Here is a 15,580-nt window from a genome sequence, read left to right as displayed (position 1 = left end):
GCCGGGCAGAACCTCGCGGTTCTGCCCGGCCCCTTCACCGTTCGCCCCAGCGGAGCGTCAGCGCGCCTTCCCGCCGCGCGGCATCCGCATCCCCTTGGGCATCGGCCCCTTGGGAAGCGGCATGTTGCTCATCAGGTCGCCCATCGCCCGCAGCCGGTCGTTGGCCGCGGTCACCTGCGGGCCCGCCAGTACGCGCGGGAGCTTCAGCAGCGTGGTGCGGAGCTTCTTCAAGGGCACCTGGCCCTCTCCGTCGCCGACGATCACGTCGTGGACGGGCACGTCCACCACGATCCGCGCCATCTTCCTCTTCTCGGCCGCCAGCAGCGACTTCACCCGGTTCGGGTTGCCCTCGGCCACCAGCACGATGCCGGCCTTGCCGACCGCCCGGTGCACGACGTCCTGGCTCTTGTTCATCGCCACCGCCGGAGTCGTCGTCCAGCCCCGGCCGATGTTCTGGAGAACCGCTGCCGCGGCCCCCGGCTGTCCTTCCATCTGCCCGAAGGCAGCGCGCTCGGCACGGCGTCCGAAGACGATCGCCATGGCGAGGAAGGCCAGCAGGAAGCCGAGGATGCCCAGGTAGATGGGGTGGTCGATCCAGAACCCGAGCGCGAGGAAGACACCGAAGGTGACGATTCCCACTGCCGCGACGACGAGACCGACCTTCGGGTCGGCCTTGCGGGTCATCTTGTACGTCAGGGCGATCTGCTTCAGTCGCCCGGGGTTCGCAGTAGTGTCTGCGATTTCCTTCCTCGCCATGCTCTGAAGTTTACGTGGCCTAGGAGCGACGGCTAGCCACGGCCTCCAGTACGTGCTGGGCCTCGGTCCGGTCCTTGGCCCGGCGCCGGTCCTCCAGGACCGCCGTCCAGGCGTTGCGGCGGGCCGTGGCCTGGCCGGCGCCCATCAGAAAGGACTCCATGGCGCGCAGCGCGTCGGTGACGGACGGGAGCGCGGTGGCGCGTACGGTCGTCGCGGACTGCATCGTGAGGTCCTCCCTCGGACGGGAACGGCACGGGGGCGTGCACGCGGGCGCATGTACGGGGGCGTGCGCGGTGCGTGAATGCAGTGTCACTGACTGGTGTTACCAGGGCGTGTCCGACCGGTCAAACGCCAATGAAACCTTGACGCGCGCCGGTGAAACGCCGACGCGGCCCGCACACCCCTCCTACCTGCGAGGGACGTAAGGGCCGCGTCGAATCGGCCATTACCGGCCGGTAGCACTTTGTGCGCGAATTCACACGCGCCTCTCGGCCGCGAGGGTCAGACGCCGACCGCGCCGACCGCGTCCTCCGTCGCCGCCTTGGCGCCCCGGCGCTCCATCGCCTGCTGGAAGAGCCGGCCCGCGCGGTACGAGGAGCGGACCAGCGGGCCCGACATCACACCGGAGAAGCCGATCTCGTCGGCCTCCTCCTTGAGCTCCACGAACTCCTGCGGCTTCACCCAGCGCTCCACGGGGTGGTGGCGCACCGACGGCCGCAGGTACTGCGTGATGGTGATCAGCTCGCAGCCCGCGTCGTGCAGGTGCTGGAGCGCCTCGCTGACCTCCTCGCGGGTCTCGCCCATGCCGAGGATCAGGTTGGACTTGGTCACCAGACCGTAGTCGCGAGCCTGGGTGATGACGTCGAGGGAGCGCTCGTAGCGGAAGCCGGGGCGGATCCGCTTGAAGATCCTCGGGACCGTCTCGACGTTGTGCGCGAAGACCTCGGGGCGGGACGAGAAGACCTCGGCCAGCTGCTCGGGCACCGCGTTGAAGTCGGGGGCGAGCAGCTCGACCTTGGTGCGGCCGTCGGCGCGGCCCGCCGTCTGCGCGTGGATCTGGCGCACGGTCTCCGCGTACAGCCAGGCGCCGCCGTCCGCCAGGTCGTCGCGGGCGACGCCGGTGATCGTGGCGTAGTTCAGGTCCATGGTGACCACGGACTCGCCCACGCGGCGGGGCTCGTCGCGGTCCAGCGCCTCGGGCTTGCCCGTGTCGATCTGGCAGAAGTCGCAGCGCCGGGTGCACTGGTCGCCACCGATGAGGAAGGTCGCCTCGCGGTCCTCCCAGCATTCGAAGATGTTGGGACAGCCCGCCTCCTGGCAGACCGTGTGCAGTCCTTCGCCCTTCACCAGGGCCTGCATCTTGGTGTACTCGGGGCCCATCTTCGCCCGGGTCTTGATCCACTCGGGCTTGCGCTCGATGGGGGTCTGGCTGTTCCGGACCTCCAGGCGCAGCATCTTGCGTCCGTCGGGTGCGACTGCGGACACGACGTGCTCCCTATGACTTCGATTCTTCGGCGGACACCAGGGTACGCCCGTTATTTGCGTGGCATTACGTCTGGCCAACCCATGGCCAGAGGGGCGCATTCCCGATCCGGGTGCGCCCCGGGCGTACTAGGCGGTAGCGCGTTCGATCTCCCTGGGCGCCAGGTCCGCGTTCTCCAGGATGTCCTTGAGGTGCTTCTCGACGACCGGCAGGACGTCGGCGATCGTGATCTCACGGCCCAGTTCGTACGAGAGCGAGGTCACGCCCGCGTCGCGGATGCCGCACGGCACGATCTTGTCGAACCAGGTGTTGTCCGGGTTCACGTTCAGCGCGAAGCCGTGCATCGTCACGCCCTTGGCGACGCGGATGCCGATCGCGGCGAGCTTGCGGTCCTCGCGGCGCTGGCCCGCGTTCGAGGGGGCGTACTCCGGGCCGTTGAGCCGCGGGTCGAACTCCTCGTCGGTGAGCCGAGGGTCGAAGTCGAGCGCGAGGCCGCCGAGCTTGGGGCGCTGCTCGACCGGGTCGCCCAGCACCCACACGCCGCTGCGGCCCTCGACTCGGGTGGTCGCCAGACCGAAGTCGGCGGCCGTACGGATCAGGGCCTCCTCCAGCCGGCGCACGTGCGCCACCACGTCCACCGGGCGCGGCAGCTTCTGGATCGGGTAGCCGACCAGCTGGCCCGGGCCGTGCCAGGTGATCTTCCCGCCCCGGTCCACGTCCACCACCGGAGTGCCGTCCAGGGGGCGCTCGCTGGGGTCCGTGCGCCGGCCCGCCGTGTAGACCGGCGGGTGCTCCAGGAGCAGACAGGTGTCGGGGATCTCGTCGGCGAACCGGGCCGCGTGCACCCGCCGCTGCTCGTCCCAGGCCTCCTGGTACTCGACCGCGTCCTCGCCGAAACCCAGTCGGACAAATCGCAGCTCGTTCACGCCCGGCTCCTCACCCAGTGCAGACATGCGCCCCAGCCACTGTACGACCGCGTTCGACGGCAGCGTGCGGCGGGCAGAAACGGCACCTCCTCACACGATCGGATGAATGCGGGGCGAAGGCGGCGGTCAGGGCGGTATTGGCCGCTAAATTCCCCCCGTTCCATGAGGGCTGCCCGCTTGGCCCGGAAGGCAGGAGATCGCACAGCTGATGACGGAACGACCCGCGCAGCGCACACCCAACCGTCAGCTCGCCGCGCTCATCGCGGAGGCCGGATTCTCGAACGCGGGCCTAGCGCGCCGCGTGGACCAGCTAGGCCTCGAGCACGGGCTGGACCTGCGGTACGACAAGACGTCGGTGACCAGGTGGCTGCGCGGGCAGCAGCCGCGCGGCACCACGCCCGCGCTGATCGCCGAGGTGTTCACCCGGCGCCTGGGGCGCAGACTCTCGGCACAGGACCTGGGGCTCGACGCCTGTGCGCCGGTGTACGCCGGTCTGGAGTTCGCCGCGACCCCGGAGGAGGCCGTCGACATCGTCAGCGGTCTGTGGCGCAAGGACTCCGGCAGCCATGTCGAGCTACGCAAGATCGCGTTCACCCCGGCCGGCCTCGTGGTGCCCAGCCGGGACTGGCTGATCGGGCGGGCCGACGAACGCGTCGGACACGGCGACCCGTCCCCGCGCTTCGCGGGCGAACCGGGCGCCGCCGGCCCCCGCATCCCCAGCCAGGGCCGGCCCGGCGTGCCCCGGCAGCGCAGCTCCGACCGGGGGCCCGGACAGCGCGTGACCAGCGGTGACATCGCCGCCCTGCGCTCGGTCGGGGAGCTCTTCCGCACCCTGGACCACGCGTACGGCGGCGGCCACGCGCGCCAGGCCCTGGTGCGCTATCTGGAGCACGAGGCCGAGCCGATGCTGCGCGGCAGCTACGGCGAGAACATCGGCCGCAGGCTCTTCGCGGCGGCCGCCGACCTCACCCGGCTCGCGGGCTGGACCTCGTACGACATCGCCGCGCACGGGCTGGCGCAGCGGTACTTCGTCCAGGCGCTGCGCCTCGCGCAGGCGGCCGGGGACCGGGCCTACGGCTCGTACGTCCTGATCACCATGAGCCGGCAGGCCGTCTACCTCGGCCACGGCCGGGAGGCGGTGCAGCTCGCCCGGGTCGCCCAGCAGGGCGTGGGCTCCTCGGCGCCGCCGGTGGTGCAGGCGCTGCTGCACTCCGTGGAGGCGCGCGGGCACGGGGTGCTCGGCGAGATCCGGGCGTGCACGGCCTCGCTGGTGCGGGCGGAACGGGCGATGGAGGCGGCCCGGCCGGGGGACGAGGTGCCGCACTGGGCGCGGTTCTTCGACGACGCGCAGCTGGCCGACGAGTTCGGGCACTGCCACCGGGACCTCCAGCAGTACCGGGCCGCCGCGCAGCACGCCGAGCGCTCCTTGCAGCTGCGCGCTCCGGCGTACGCGCGGTCCCGGCTCTTCTGCCGGGTGGTGCTCGCCTGCGCCCGGCTCGGCCTCGGCGAGCTGGACCAGGCCTGCGCGCTGGCGGCGGAGGCGGCGCAGCAGGCGAGCGAGATGCGGTCGGTCCGGGCGATCGAGTACGTACGTGACTTCGAGCGCCGGCTCGAACCGTATCGGGACGCGGCGGCGGTCCGAACGTACCGGGATCGAGTGGCGGCGCTGGGGTAGCCCGTCGGCCCCGGGGTTCGTCTGCGGGCCGGTGGCGGGTTGCTCGCGCAGTTCCCCGCGCCCCCAACTACTCAGGCCTGCGGCCTGATCCCGGCGGTCGTTCACCTGCGGGCCGTGCGTGGCTGGTCGCGCAGTTCCCCGCGCCCCTAAAGGCCTGGTGGCCGAGCCGACTTCCCTGGCTCGGGCCGATCACCTAAGGGGCGCGGGGAACTGCGCGACCAGCCCACCACCGGCCCGCAGACAAAGACCGGGCACAGCAGGGGCGCGGGGAACTGCGCGCGCAACCCACCACGGCCCGCAGGCGAGGGCGAGTCAGGCCGCAGGCCGCAGCGTCGTGGGGGTCGCGGGGCGCAGGCCCAGGTCGGAGAGGATCGCGTGGGCGGCCCTGCGCCCCGAGTACAGGGCCCCCTGGACCGTGCTGGTGTCCCGGTGGTCCCCGCACACGTACAGCCCCGCCAGCAGCCGCACAGGCCGCCGTACGTCGTGCGGCGCGGCCATCGCCGGGACCGCCTCGGGCGTGTGGCGTACGGCCAGCAGATCCCACCCGGCCGTGGACGTCCCGTACAGCCGGCCCAGATGGGCCAGGACCGACGCCTCCAGGTCCGGCGGTGGCGGCCCCAGCACGGTGGAGCTGACGAGCGCCCGCCCGCGCGGCGCGCGCGCCGGGTCGACCTCGCTCATCACCGCCGTGTGCGCCACCGGCCCGCCCCCGTCCGCGTCGAGCAGCAGCGCGGGCTCGGCCAACGGGGGCGCGGGGGCGGTGTGGTGCACCACCGTCACCGGGTGGAAGGGCGGCACCCGCAGCCCCGGCAGCAGCTCGGCGGCGGCGTGCGCGTCCGTGGCGAGCAGCAGCGAGCGGCAGCCGATGACGCCGTGGTCGGCGGTGGTCACCGCGGTCGTGGCGACCGAGGTGACCTTGACGCCGGTCCGGACCGTGCCCGGCGGCAGACCCGCCGCGAGCAGCTCGGGCAGCACCGAGGCGCCCCCCGACGGCACACACAGCCGGCCGCGCGCGAAGCCGCGCAGGGCGAGGTCCGCGCACCGGCTGGAGGTGGTGAGGCCGGGGTCGCAGAGCAGCGCGGAGAGCAGCGGCCGGACGAACCCGTCCAAGGTGCGGGCGGGCAGGCCACGGGTCTGCAACGCGGTGCCGATGGGCAGTTCGGGCCGGGCCAGCAGCCGCTCCACGGGTGTCGCGGCGAGGCGGGCCAGCGAGGCGCCGAGCCGGGCCTGGTCGAGCGCGCCGCCGAGCGGGGTCGGGCCGCCCCGCGAGCCGTTCCGCGCGGAGCTCCTGGGCACGCCCCGGGGGCCTCCCCTGGGGGCGCTCGCGAGGGCGCGCGCTGCTGCGAGTGCGCCCCGCGCGCTCCGTGGCACGCCCGCCCGGTAGTGGCGGCCGGCGCTGTGGACGAGCACCCCGGGCGCGAACGCGCTCAGGGCCAGACCGTCCAGGCCGGGCGTCCGCATCAGCTCCGGATACGAGGTGGAGAGCAGCTGGCCGATCCGGTCCAGGCGGAAGCCGTCGAGGTGCTCGGTGGACATGCGCCCGCCCACCTCCCCGGCGGCCTCCAGGACCATGACCGTGACCCCCGCGCCGGTCAGCTGATGAGCCGCTGACAGGCCCGCGAGCCCGGCCCCCACGATGACGACGTCCGCATGGTGTGCGGTGCTGAGCACGTGCCCCTCCCTGAGGTCGGCGCGGCTTGGTGGAGGCCTCATGCCCCCAACCTGTCCACGGAATGCAGGAGTTCGGAGAGAGACTAGAAAGCGCGGTCGATTCCGCGAGTCGCGCACACGACCGGGCACGGATGCACGGCCCCGCGACGCGTGCGCCGGTGCCGTTTCGGCCGCGCCCGGACGCGTACCCGCGCGAGCACGCCCCTCGGCGCCCGCCTCTCCCCTGTCCCGCCGCCCCTACCCCGACAGCCGCCCCTTACCCGGCCGCCGCCCGGATCGCCTCGTGGATCCCCGGGAAGGCGAACCTGAAGCCCGAGTCCAGCAGGCGGCGGGGGAGGACCCGCTGGCTGCCCAGGACGTCCTCGGCGAACTCGCCCAGGACCAGCCGGATCGCCGGGGCCGGGACCGGCAGGAGCGCCGGGCGGCGCAGCACGCGGGCCATCGCCGCCGTCACCTCGCGGTTGGTGACCGGATCCGGGGCCGTCAGGTTCACCGGGCCGGACAGCTCGGGGGTCTCCAGCAGATGCCGCAGCGCCGCCGTGTGGTCGTGCTGGGAGATGAAGGACCAGTACTGGCGCCCACTGCCGAGGCGCCCGCCGACCCCCGCCCTGAAGATCGGGAAGAGCCTGCCCCAGGCGCCGCCGCCGCGGGCCACCACCAGGCCGGTGCGCGCGAACACCGTACGGATGCCCGCCTCCTGGGCCGCGGCCGCCGCCTCCTCCCACTCCACGCACACCTCCGCCAGGAAGCCGTCGCCGGGCGGCGCCTCCTCGTCCACCGCGCGCGTGCCCGTATCGCCGTAGTAGCCGATCGCCGTGCCGCACAGCAGCACCTCGGGCGGCACGTCGAGCGAGGCCAGGGCCTCGGCGAGGGCGGCCGTGCCGAGCACCCGGCTGTCGCGGATCTCCTTCTTGTACGCGTCGGTCCAGCGGTGGTCGCCGACCCCGGCCCCGGCCAGATGGACCACGGCCTCGCACCCGGCGAGCCCCGCCGTGTCCACGTACTGCCGCCGAGGGTCCCACTCGACCTCGTCGCCGGAGCGCGCCGGGCGCCGCACCAGCCGGACCAGCTCGTGCCCGTCCGCCCGCAGCGACCGTCCCAGCGCCGTGCCGATGAGCCCGGTGGAACCCGTGATCGCGATCCGCATGCCGCCTTCTCCCGATGGTGGAGGGTGCCCCGCTCCGGAGCGGAAACCATGCTTCCCCATCGATGCCCCGATGGCACAGTGGCCCCATGCCCGAGCCGCACATACGCCCCGCCCGCCTCAGTGACGACGCCGCCCTCGCCGCGCTCGACCGCGCTGTCTGGTCCCCGCTGCACTCGGTCCAGCCCCGCCCCGAACCGCCGTACGCGCCGTTCTTCGACCCGGCCAACCCGCCCGCGTACTACCTGGTCGCCGAGGTGGACGGGCAGGTCGCCGGATATCTGCGCCTCGTCCGGCCCACCCGCCTCGACTGCAACAGCCACGTCCGCCAGATCCAGGGCCTCGCCGTCGCCGACCGCGCCCGGGGCCGGGGCGCGGCCCGGGCCCTGCTGCGGGCCGCCGCCGAGGAGTCCCGGCGCCAGGGCGCCCGCAGGCTCACCCTGCGCGTCCTCGGCCACAACACCCCCGCGCGCGAGCTCTACGAGTCGGAGGGCTTCGCGGTCGAGGGCGTCCTGCCGGGAGAGTTCCTGCTGGCGGGGGAGTACGTGGACGACGTACTGATGGGGCGCTCGCTCACCGAGTGACGTAGAACAGGAGATAGCAGCGGAAGACCGGCGGCCGAGGAGCTTCGCCATGGTGGACGAGGGCGCGTCCGGGCTGCTGCCGGTCGCCCCCCGGCCGATGTGGCAGCGGGCGCTCCCGGTGGCGGTCCTCGCCGGGATCACGGCTGCCCAGCTCGCCACCCCCAACGGGGTCGAGCTGGGCTACTTCCTGGCCGCCGTGCCCCCGCTCGCCGCCTTCGCCTACGGGCCGCTCGGCACCGTGATCCTGGCCACCGTCACCTTCGTCGGGGTCCTGCTGCCGCACACCCGCGACTGGTACCCGCACCCCGGCGACATCCTCACCCTGGCGGTCGTGGTGGTCTTCAGCATCGTGGTGGCACGGGTGCGCCAGCGCCGCGACCACCAGCTGGTGACCGTCCGTACCGTCGCCGAGGCCGCCCAGCTCGCCGTGCTGCCGCCGCTGCCGGAGGCGGTGGGGCGGGTGCGCTGCGCCGGGCTCTACCAGGCCGCCCAGCGCGGCACCCTGGTCGGCGGCGACTTCTACGACGTACGCCAGGGCCCGCACGGCGTCCGGGCGGTGATCGCCGACGTCCAGGGCCACGGCCTGGCGGCGGTCGGCACGGTGGCCGCGCTGCTCGGCGCCTTCCGCGAGGCCGTCCTCGACGAGCCCACGCTGCCGGGTGTCGCCGCCCGCCTGGACCGCCGGCTGGTGGTCGACGCCGGGCCGGACGGCCAGGGCGAGCTGTTCGCGACCGCGCTCCTGCTGGAGTTCCCGCCGCACGAGCCGGTCGTACGGGTGGTGAGCTGCGGCCACCCCCCGCCGTTCCTGCTGCGCGCCCACACCGCCACGGAGCTCTCCGCCGAGCCCGCCCCACCCCTGGGCCTGGGCCTCGCGGGCCTGGCACCGCCGCGGGAGCTACGGGTGGAGCTCGCCGAGGGGGACAGGATCCTCGCGTACACGGACGGGGTGACGGAGGCGCGGGACGGGGCGGGAGTGTTCTATCCGCTGGCCGAACGCCTGCCGGTGCTGGCGGCGCAGGACGGCGGTCTGACCGGGCTCACGCAGACGGTACGCGACGACCTGACGCGGTACGCGGGCCGAGCCAAGGACGACGTCGCCCTGCTGGCACTGGGCGCGCCGTAAGGGGCGCGGGGCTGTGACATCGTGCGGCTCCGCCGCGCGGGCGCGCGGGCGCGCGGGCGCGAGCAGCCACGGACGACCCCGAGCCGTGCGCCCCCGCGCTCAGGCCCCGCCGAACCGCTCCCACAGCCGGGGGAACCGTTCCGCCAGGGCGCGGTCGTCCTCGAAGTCGATCGGCGTGCCGAGCGGTTCGGCGGGCTGCGGCGAGATGCCCAGGTCCGGTGCGACCGCCCCGGTGAGCTGCTCGTACGCCTCGTCCGCCGCGTACCCCAGGTCCTCGCCGTCCCCGTCGATCTCCTCGTCGAAGTCGTCCAGGAGCTCGGCGAGGTGGTCCGGGTCGTGCAGGGCGCCCTCGAAGACCTCGCGGCCCTGGCCGATGAGCCAGCAGCGGAAGTAGTCGAAGGCGTCGTCGCTGGCGCCGCCGAGCAGCACGGCCGCCGCGCCCCACAGATCCCAGGCGTAGGCGCGGTTGTAGCGGGCCTCGAAGTGCCGGGCGAAGTCCAGGACGGATTCCGGGTCGAGCTGCAGCAAGCGCTCCACCAGCAGCTCGGCGTGGTCCTCGGGGTCGCCCTCGGCGTCCTCGCGGGTGCTGTCGATCAGCTCCCAGAATTCCGTCTCGTCCATCACGGGATCCAGCATCGTGGCTGGCGGGTGGGCGCGCACGCGGAGCCGTACAAATCAGCCCTTCGGGCGTCCGTATTGTGCCGGGTATTGTGCCCGGTCTTCGTCTGCGGGTGAGTGGGCGGCTGGCCGCGCAGTTCCCCGCGCCCCTTGTCAGCCCGGCCTTCGTCTGCGGACCGTGCCCGCTTCTCGCGCAGTTCCCCGCGCCCCTGAAGGCGTCTGTGGCTGAGCGGGACTCCCCGGTCGGCCGCAACCCCTAGGGGCGCGGGGAACTGCGCGAGCAACCACCCACTCACCCGCAGACGAAGGCCGGGCGGACAAGGGGCGCGGGGAACTGCGCGAGCAACCACCCACCGACCCGCAGACGAAGGCCGGGCGAACAAGGGGCGCGGGGAACTGCGCGATCAGCCAGCCACCCGCCCGCAGACAAAGGCCGGGCACAAAAGGCCGCCCCCGGCGGCGCGGCACACGGCCGCGCCCCCGGGGGCGTACACCTGCCCTACGGCCTTACAGGCCGTACCGGTCGCGGGCCTCCTTCACCGAGGACGCCTTCACCTCACCCCGCCGAGCCAGCTGCGCCAGCGCCGCGACGACGATCGACTGGGCGTCGACGCCGAAGTGGCGGCGGGCCGCGTCACGGGTGTCGGAGAGGCCGAACCCGTCCGCGCCGAGCGAGGAGTAGTCCTGCTCGACCCACTGCGCGATCTGGTCCGGGACCTGGCGCATGTAGTCGCTGACCGCCAGGACCGGGCCCTCGGCACCGGCCAGCGCCTGGCGTACGTACGGCACCCGCTCCTCGCCGCGCAGCAGCGCGGCGTCCGCCTCCAGGGCGTCGCGGCGCAGCTCGGTCCAGGAGGTCGCGGACCACACGTCGGCGGCCACGCCCCACTCCTCGGCGAGCAGCCTCTGGGCCTCGAGCGCCCAGTGGATCGCCGTGCCCGAGCCGAGCAGCTGGATCCGGGCCGGGTTGGCCGCCGCCACGTTCAGCCCGGCCGACTCGGCCGTGTTGAAGCGGTAGAGGCCCTTGATGATGCCCTCGTCGATCCCGGCCGGCTTGGCGGGCTGCGGCATGGGCTCGTTGTAGACCGTGAGGTAGTAGAAGACGTTCTGGTCCTCGCCCGGGGCCGCCTCGCCGTACATCCGGCGCAGACCGTCCTTGACGATCGTGCCGATCTCGTACGCGAACGCCGGGTCGTAGGTGAGCGCCGCCGGGTTGGTCGCGGCGATCACCGGCGAGTGGCCGTCGGCGTGCTGGAGGCCCTCACCGGTCAGCGTGGTGCGACCGGCGGTGGCGCCCACCAGGAAGCCACGGCCCAGCTGGTCGCCGAGCTGCCACATCTGGTCGGCGGTGCGCTGCCAGCCGAACATCGAGTAGAAGATGTAGAACGGGATCATCGCTTCGCCGTGCGTGGCGTACGCGGACGACGCGGCGATGAAGTCGGCCATCGAACCGGCCTCGGTGATCCCCTCGTTGAGGATCTGGCCGTCCTTCGCCTCGCGGTAGTACATCAGCTGGTCGCGGTCGACCGGCTCGTACGTCTGGCCCTTCGGCGAGTAGATGCCGAGCGAGGGGAACAGCGACTCCATACCGAAGGTACGGGCCTCGTCCGGGACGATCGGGACCCAGCGCTTGCCGGTCTCCTTGTCGCGGATGAGGTCCTTGACCAGCCGGACGAACGCCATGGTGGTGGCCATGGACTGGCTGCCGGAGCCCTTGTCGAACGCGGCGAACGCCTTGTCGGCCGGGGCGGGCAGCGGGGCGAGCGCGTGGGTGCGGCGGGCCGGGGCCGGGCCGCCGAGGGCCGCGCGCCGCTCCTGGAGGTAGCGGACCTCGGGGGAGTCGGCACCGGGGTGGCCGTAGGGGACGACGCCGTCGACGAACTGCGCGTCGGAGATCGGCAGGTCGAGCAGATCCCGCATGTTCTTGAACTCGTCGTTCGACAGCTTCTTCATCTGGTGGTTCGCGTTCTTGGACGCGAAGCCCTCACCGAGGGTGAAGCCCTTGACGGTCTGCGCCAGGATGACGGTCGGCGCGCCCTTGAACTCCAGGGCCGCCTTGTACGCCGCGTACACCTTGCGGGGCTCGTGGCCACCGCGGGAGAGGTGGAAGCACTCCAGGATCTTGTCGTCGGAGAGCAGCTTCGCCATCTCGACGAGGGCGGCGTCCTTGCCGAAGAAGTCCTCGCGGATATAGGCCGCGTCACGCGTCTGGTACGTCTGCACCTGCGCGTCCGGGACCTCGCGCAGACGGCGGACGAGGGCGCCGGTGGTGTCGAGCGCGAACAGCTCGTCCCAGGCGCCGCCCCACAGCGACTTCACGACGTTCCAGCCGGCGCCGCGGAACTGGGCCTCCAGCTCCTGCACGATCTTGAAGTTCGCGCGGACCGGGCCGTCGAGGCGCTGGAGGTTGCAGTTGATGACGAAGGTCAGGTTGTCCAGACCCTCGCGGGCGGCCAGCGCGAGTGCGGCGGTCGACTCGGGCTCGTCCATCTCGCCGTCACCGAGGAAGGCCCAGACGTGGGACGCCGAGACGTCCTTGATCTTCCGGTTGGTGAGGTACCGGTTGAAGCGGGCCTGGTAGATGGCGGAGAGCGGCCCGAGACCCATCGAGACGGTCGGGAACTCCCACAGCCACGGCAGGCGGCGCGGGTGCGGGTAGGAGGGCAGGCCGTTGCCGCCGGCCTCCTGCCGGAAGTTGTCGAGGTGGCTCTCGTTCAGCCGGCCGTCGAGGAAGGCGCGGGCGTAGATGCCGGGGGAGGCGTGGCCCTGGATGTAGAGCTGGTCGCCGGACCCGTCGGCCTCCTTGCCCTTGAAGAAGTGGTTGAAGCCGGTCTCGTAGAGCCAGGCGGCGGAGGCGAAGGTGGCGATGTGGCCGCCGACGCCGTGCTTGGAGCCGCGGGTGACCATCGCGGCGGCGTTCCACCGGTTCCACGCCGTGATCCGGCGCTCCATCTCCTCGTCGCCCTCGATGGCGGGCTCGGCGGAGCTGGGGATGGTGTTGACGTAGTCCGTCTCCAGCAGCTTGGGCAGGGCCAGGCCCGCGCCCTCGGCGTGCTGGAGCGTACGGCGCATCAGATACGCGGCCCGGTGCGGGCCGGCGGCCTTGGCGACGGCATCGAGGGAGGCCGCCCACTCGGCGGTCTCCTCGGTGTCACGGTCCGGGAGCTGGTCGAGCTCGCTCGGAGACTTGGCAGTGGGGTCGATCATGATCGCCGCCTTCCGGACAGGAGGGGGGTGGAGATAAGAAGCCTTGTCTGGCAGGACAGGGCGGTGGACCGGGTAAGTCCGCCGTCGACTGTAAGCCGACGATCGATGATCGATCAAAGCGTTGAGCGAAAAACTTCTCGATATGGAGAAAGTCGGCACAGGGTGCCGTGGAAGTCGGCACGGGGTGCCTTGTTTTTGCAGGTGGGGGTGGGTTCGGATGAGCGGGCACGCCGAAGTATGAGCGTCGTTGGGGGCCCGGGGTTCGTCTGCGGGTGTGTGGTGGCTTGCTCGCGCAGTTCCCCGCGCCCCTAGGAGGTTGGCGGCAGCGTGCGAACCCAGCTCAGCCACCACGCCTTTAGGGGCGCGGGGAACTGCGCGAGAAGAGGGCACGGTCCGCAGACGAACGACGCTTTTCAGGGGCGCGGGGAACGGCGCGAGAAGAGGCCACGGTCCGCAGACGAACGACGCATTTAGGGGCGCGGGGAACTGCGCGAGCAACCCACCACCGGGCCGCAGAGGAAGGCCGGGCAGGGACAGGGGCGCGAGCAACCCACCACACACCCGCAGACGAAGGCCGGGCAAAACGCTACGCGCGCGGCGCGCAGCCCAGTACGTGTGCCTTCACCAGCGTCCCGATCCGCGGATCGTGCCGCCGAAACGCCTCAACCAGCTCCTGATGCTCCTCCGCGTACGACTTCTGCACCGTCCCCAGCCACCGGATCGACAGCGCCGTGAACACCTCGATCCCCAGCCCCTCCCAGGTGTGCAGGAGCACCCCGTTGTGCGCGGCCCGCACCAGCTCCCGGTGGAACCCCACGGTGTGCCGCACCTGCGCCGTCCCGTCCGCCGCCGCGTCCGCCTCGTACAGCGCCGCCACATGCGGTTCGAGGGCCGAGCAGTCGGCCGCGAGGCGGTCGGCCGCCAGCTCCGCCGCGATCTGCTCCAGACCGGCCCGTACGGGGTAGCTCTCCTCCAGGTCGGCCGCCGTCAGGCTCCGTACGCGTACGCCCTTGTTGGGCGCCGACTCGATCAGCCGCAGGGATTCGAGCTCCCGCAGCGCCTCCCGTACGGGCGTCTGGCTGACCTGGAGCTCGACCGCGATCCGGCGCTCCACGATCCGCTCACCCGGCTTCCAGCGGCCGCTGACGATCCCCTCCACGATGTGCTCGCGGATCTGCTCGCGCAGCGAGTGGACGACGGGCGGGGTCATGACGAGCTCCTTCACGCGAGCGGTGACCTCTAGACAATACGGCGGCGCCCCCACCAGGAATCACTCCGGGCGGGGGCGCCTTCGTCACAGACCGTACGGCCGCGTGTCCTACAGGCCGAGCTCGACCTCGAACTCGCCGGCCTCCAGGATCGCCTTGACGGCCGTCAGGTAGCGGGCGGCGTCGGCGCCGTCCACCAGACGGTGGTCGTAGGAGAGCGACAGGTAGGTCATGTCGCGGACGCCGATGACCGTGCCCTCGGCGGTCTCGATGACCGCCGGGCGCTTGACCGTGGCGCCGATGCCCAGGATCGCGACCTGGTTCGGCGGCACGATGACCGTGTCGAACAGCGCACCGCGCGAGCCGGTGTTGCTGATCGTGAAGGTCGCGCCGGACAGCTCGTCCGGGGTGATCTTGTTGGCGCGGACCTTGCCGGCCAGGTCGGCGGTCGCCTTGGAGATACCGGCGATGTTCAGGTCGCCCGCACCCTTGATGACCGGCGTCATCAGACCCTTCTCGGAGTCCACGGCGATGCCGATGTTCTCCGAGTCGAAGTACGTGATGGTGCCCTCGTCCTCGTTGATCCGGGCGTTGATGACCGGGTGGGCCTTCAGCGCCTGGGCCGCGGCCTTCACGAAGAACGGCATCGGGGAGAGCTTGACGCCCTCGCGGGCGGCGAAGGAGTCCTTGGCGGCCGCGCGCAGCTTCATCAGCTTGGTGATGTCGACCTCGACGACCGAGGTCAGCTGGGCCTGCGAGTGCAGCGCCTTCATCATGTTGTCGCCGATGACCTTGCGCATCCGGGTCATCTTGACCGTCTGGCCGCGCAGCGGGGACGCCTCCAGGGAGGGGGCGGCCTTCGCGGCGGGGGCGGCGGCAGCGGCGGCCGGCGCCGGGGCGGCGGCCTTGGCGGCCTCGGCCGCGGCGAGGACGTCCTGCTTGCGGATACGGCCACCGACGCCGGTGCCCTTGACCGCGCCCAGGTCCACACCGGACTCGGAGGCGAGCTTGCGGACCAGCGGCGTGACGTACGCGCCGTCGTCACCGGAGGTGGCGGCCGGGGCCGGAGCCGGGGCGGCCGGGGCCTGCTGCACCGGGGCGGCCGGGGTCGCGACCGGCTGCGGGGCCGGGGCCTGCGGGGCGGCGGCCGGCGTCTGCGGGGCCGGGTCCGGCACCGTGGCCAGA

The 15,580-nt window shown here is 72.6% G+C and carries 13 protein-coding genes; 3 read left to right on the top strand and 10 right to left on the bottom strand.

Annotated features, from left to right (window positions below; translation table 11 throughout):
- Nucleotides 1-57 precede the first annotated feature (57 nt).
- The 4 genes from ABD236_RS31400 to lipB all read right to left on the bottom strand — a co-directional run bounded on the left by ABD236_RS31400 (nt 58) and on the right by lipB (nt 3,165).
- Nucleotides 58-756, bottom strand: a complete 699-nt coding sequence (locus ABD236_RS31400) for a DUF4191 domain-containing protein (protein WP_344079784.1) — start codon at nt 754-756, stop codon at nt 58-60.
- Nucleotides 757-775: 19 nt separating this feature from the next.
- Nucleotides 776-979, bottom strand: a complete 204-nt coding sequence (locus ABD236_RS31395) for an SCO2195 family GlnR-regulated protein (protein ID WP_344079781.1) — start codon at nt 977-979, stop codon at nt 776-778.
- A 278-nt stretch (nt 980-1,257) separates the two neighbouring features.
- On the bottom strand, nt 1,258-2,241 hold the full coding sequence (gene lipA, locus ABD236_RS31390; RefSeq protein WP_344079778.1) for a lipoyl synthase: 984 nt from the start codon (nt 2,239-2,241) through the stop codon (nt 1,258-1,260).
- 126 nt (nt 2,242-2,367) lie between these two features.
- Nucleotides 2,368-3,165, bottom strand: coding sequence for a lipoyl(octanoyl) transferase LipB (gene lipB, locus ABD236_RS31385; RefSeq protein ID WP_344079775.1), 798 nt, complete (start codon nt 3,163-3,165; stop codon nt 2,368-2,370).
- A 208-nt stretch (nt 3,166-3,373) separates the two neighbouring features.
- Here lipB and ABD236_RS31380 point away from each other — a divergent pair, with 208 nt between their 5' ends.
- Complete coding sequence (locus tag ABD236_RS31380; RefSeq protein ID WP_344079772.1) at nt 3,374-4,840, top strand: NsdA family TPR-like regulatory protein; 1,467 nt, start codon at nt 3,374-3,376, stop codon at nt 4,838-4,840.
- Nucleotides 4,841-5,152: 312 nt separating this feature from the next.
- Here ABD236_RS31380 and ABD236_RS31375 read toward each other — a convergent pair whose 3' ends face one another.
- On the bottom strand, nt 5,153-6,511 hold the full coding sequence (locus tag ABD236_RS31375; protein WP_344079769.1) for an NAD(P)/FAD-dependent oxidoreductase: 1,359 nt from the start codon (nt 6,509-6,511) through the stop codon (nt 5,153-5,155).
- A gap of 256 nt (nt 6,512-6,767) precedes the next feature.
- Complete coding sequence (locus tag ABD236_RS31370; RefSeq protein ID WP_344079766.1) at nt 6,768-7,658, bottom strand: TIGR01777 family oxidoreductase; 891 nt, start codon at nt 7,656-7,658, stop codon at nt 6,768-6,770.
- A gap of 86 nt (nt 7,659-7,744) precedes the next feature.
- Here ABD236_RS31370 and ABD236_RS31365 point away from each other — a divergent pair, with 86 nt between their 5' ends.
- Both ABD236_RS31365 and ABD236_RS31360 read left to right on the top strand, forming a co-directional pair.
- Nucleotides 7,745-8,239 (top strand): GNAT family N-acetyltransferase, encoded by a 495-nt coding sequence (locus ABD236_RS31365; protein ID WP_344079763.1) that lies wholly within the window; start codon nt 7,745-7,747, stop codon nt 8,237-8,239.
- A gap of 49 nt (nt 8,240-8,288) precedes the next feature.
- Nucleotides 8,289-9,362 (top strand): PP2C family protein-serine/threonine phosphatase, encoded by a 1,074-nt coding sequence (locus ABD236_RS31360; RefSeq protein WP_344079760.1) that lies wholly within the window; start codon nt 8,289-8,291, stop codon nt 9,360-9,362.
- A 99-nt stretch (nt 9,363-9,461) separates the two neighbouring features.
- Here ABD236_RS31360 and ABD236_RS31355 read toward each other — a convergent pair whose 3' ends face one another.
- The 4 genes from ABD236_RS31355 to sucB all read right to left on the bottom strand — a co-directional run.
- Nucleotides 9,462-9,983 carry a DUF4240 domain-containing protein gene (locus ABD236_RS31355; protein ID WP_344079757.1) on the bottom strand — a complete coding sequence of 174 codons (522 nt, stop codon included), beginning with the start codon at nt 9,981-9,983 and terminating at the stop codon, nt 9,462-9,464.
- A 504-nt stretch (nt 9,984-10,487) separates the two neighbouring features.
- Nucleotides 10,488-13,187 (bottom strand): pyruvate dehydrogenase (acetyl-transferring), homodimeric type, encoded by a 2,700-nt coding sequence (gene aceE, locus ABD236_RS31350; protein ID WP_344079754.1) that lies wholly within the window; start codon nt 13,185-13,187, stop codon nt 10,488-10,490.
- 586 nt (nt 13,188-13,773) lie between these two features.
- A complete protein-coding gene (locus ABD236_RS31345; RefSeq protein WP_344079751.1) occupies nt 13,774-14,397 on the bottom strand; it encodes a GntR family transcriptional regulator in 624 nt (207 codons plus the stop codon).
- A gap of 108 nt (nt 14,398-14,505) precedes the next feature.
- Nucleotides 14,506-15,580, bottom strand: a 1,075-nt coding sequence (gene sucB, locus ABD236_RS31340) for a 2-oxoglutarate dehydrogenase, E2 component, dihydrolipoamide succinyltransferase (RefSeq protein ID WP_344079748.1), incomplete at its 5' end; no start/stop codon positions are given.

Source organism: Streptomyces crystallinus, from assembly GCF_039521265.1.
GTDB lineage: Bacteria > Actinomycetota > Actinomycetes > Streptomycetales > Streptomycetaceae > Streptomyces > Streptomyces crystallinus.
Note: the sequence above shows the minus strand (reverse complement) of the source record. Positions and strands in the feature narration are given on the sequence as shown.

Coding starts and splice junctions, on each gene's coding strand:
- ABD236_RS31380 (WP_344079772.1), top strand. CDS start 3,374: ATGACGGAACGACCCGCGCAGCGCACACCCAACCGTCAGCTCGCCGCG.
- ABD236_RS31345 (WP_344079751.1), bottom strand. CDS start 14,397: ATGACCCCGCCCGTCGTCCACTCGCTGCGCGAGCAGATCCGCGAGCAC.
- aceE (WP_344079754.1), bottom strand. CDS start 13,187: ATGATCGACCCCACTGCCAAGTCTCCGAGCGAGCTCGACCAGCTCCCG.
- ABD236_RS31400 (WP_344079784.1), bottom strand. CDS start 756: ATGGCGAGGAAGGAAATCGCAGACACTACTGCGAACCCCGGGCGACTG.
- ABD236_RS31395 (WP_344079781.1), bottom strand. CDS start 979: ATGCAGTCCGCGACGACCGTACGCGCCACCGCGCTCCCGTCCGTCACC.
- ABD236_RS31370 (WP_344079766.1), bottom strand. CDS start 7,658: ATGCGGATCGCGATCACGGGTTCCACCGGGCTCATCGGCACGGCGCTG.
- ABD236_RS31360 (WP_344079760.1), top strand. CDS start 8,289: ATGGTGGACGAGGGCGCGTCCGGGCTGCTGCCGGTCGCCCCCCGGCCG.
- ABD236_RS31355 (WP_344079757.1), bottom strand. CDS start 9,983: ATGGACGAGACGGAATTCTGGGAGCTGATCGACAGCACCCGCGAGGAC.
- ABD236_RS31365 (WP_344079763.1), top strand. CDS start 7,745: ATGCCCGAGCCGCACATACGCCCCGCCCGCCTCAGTGACGACGCCGCC.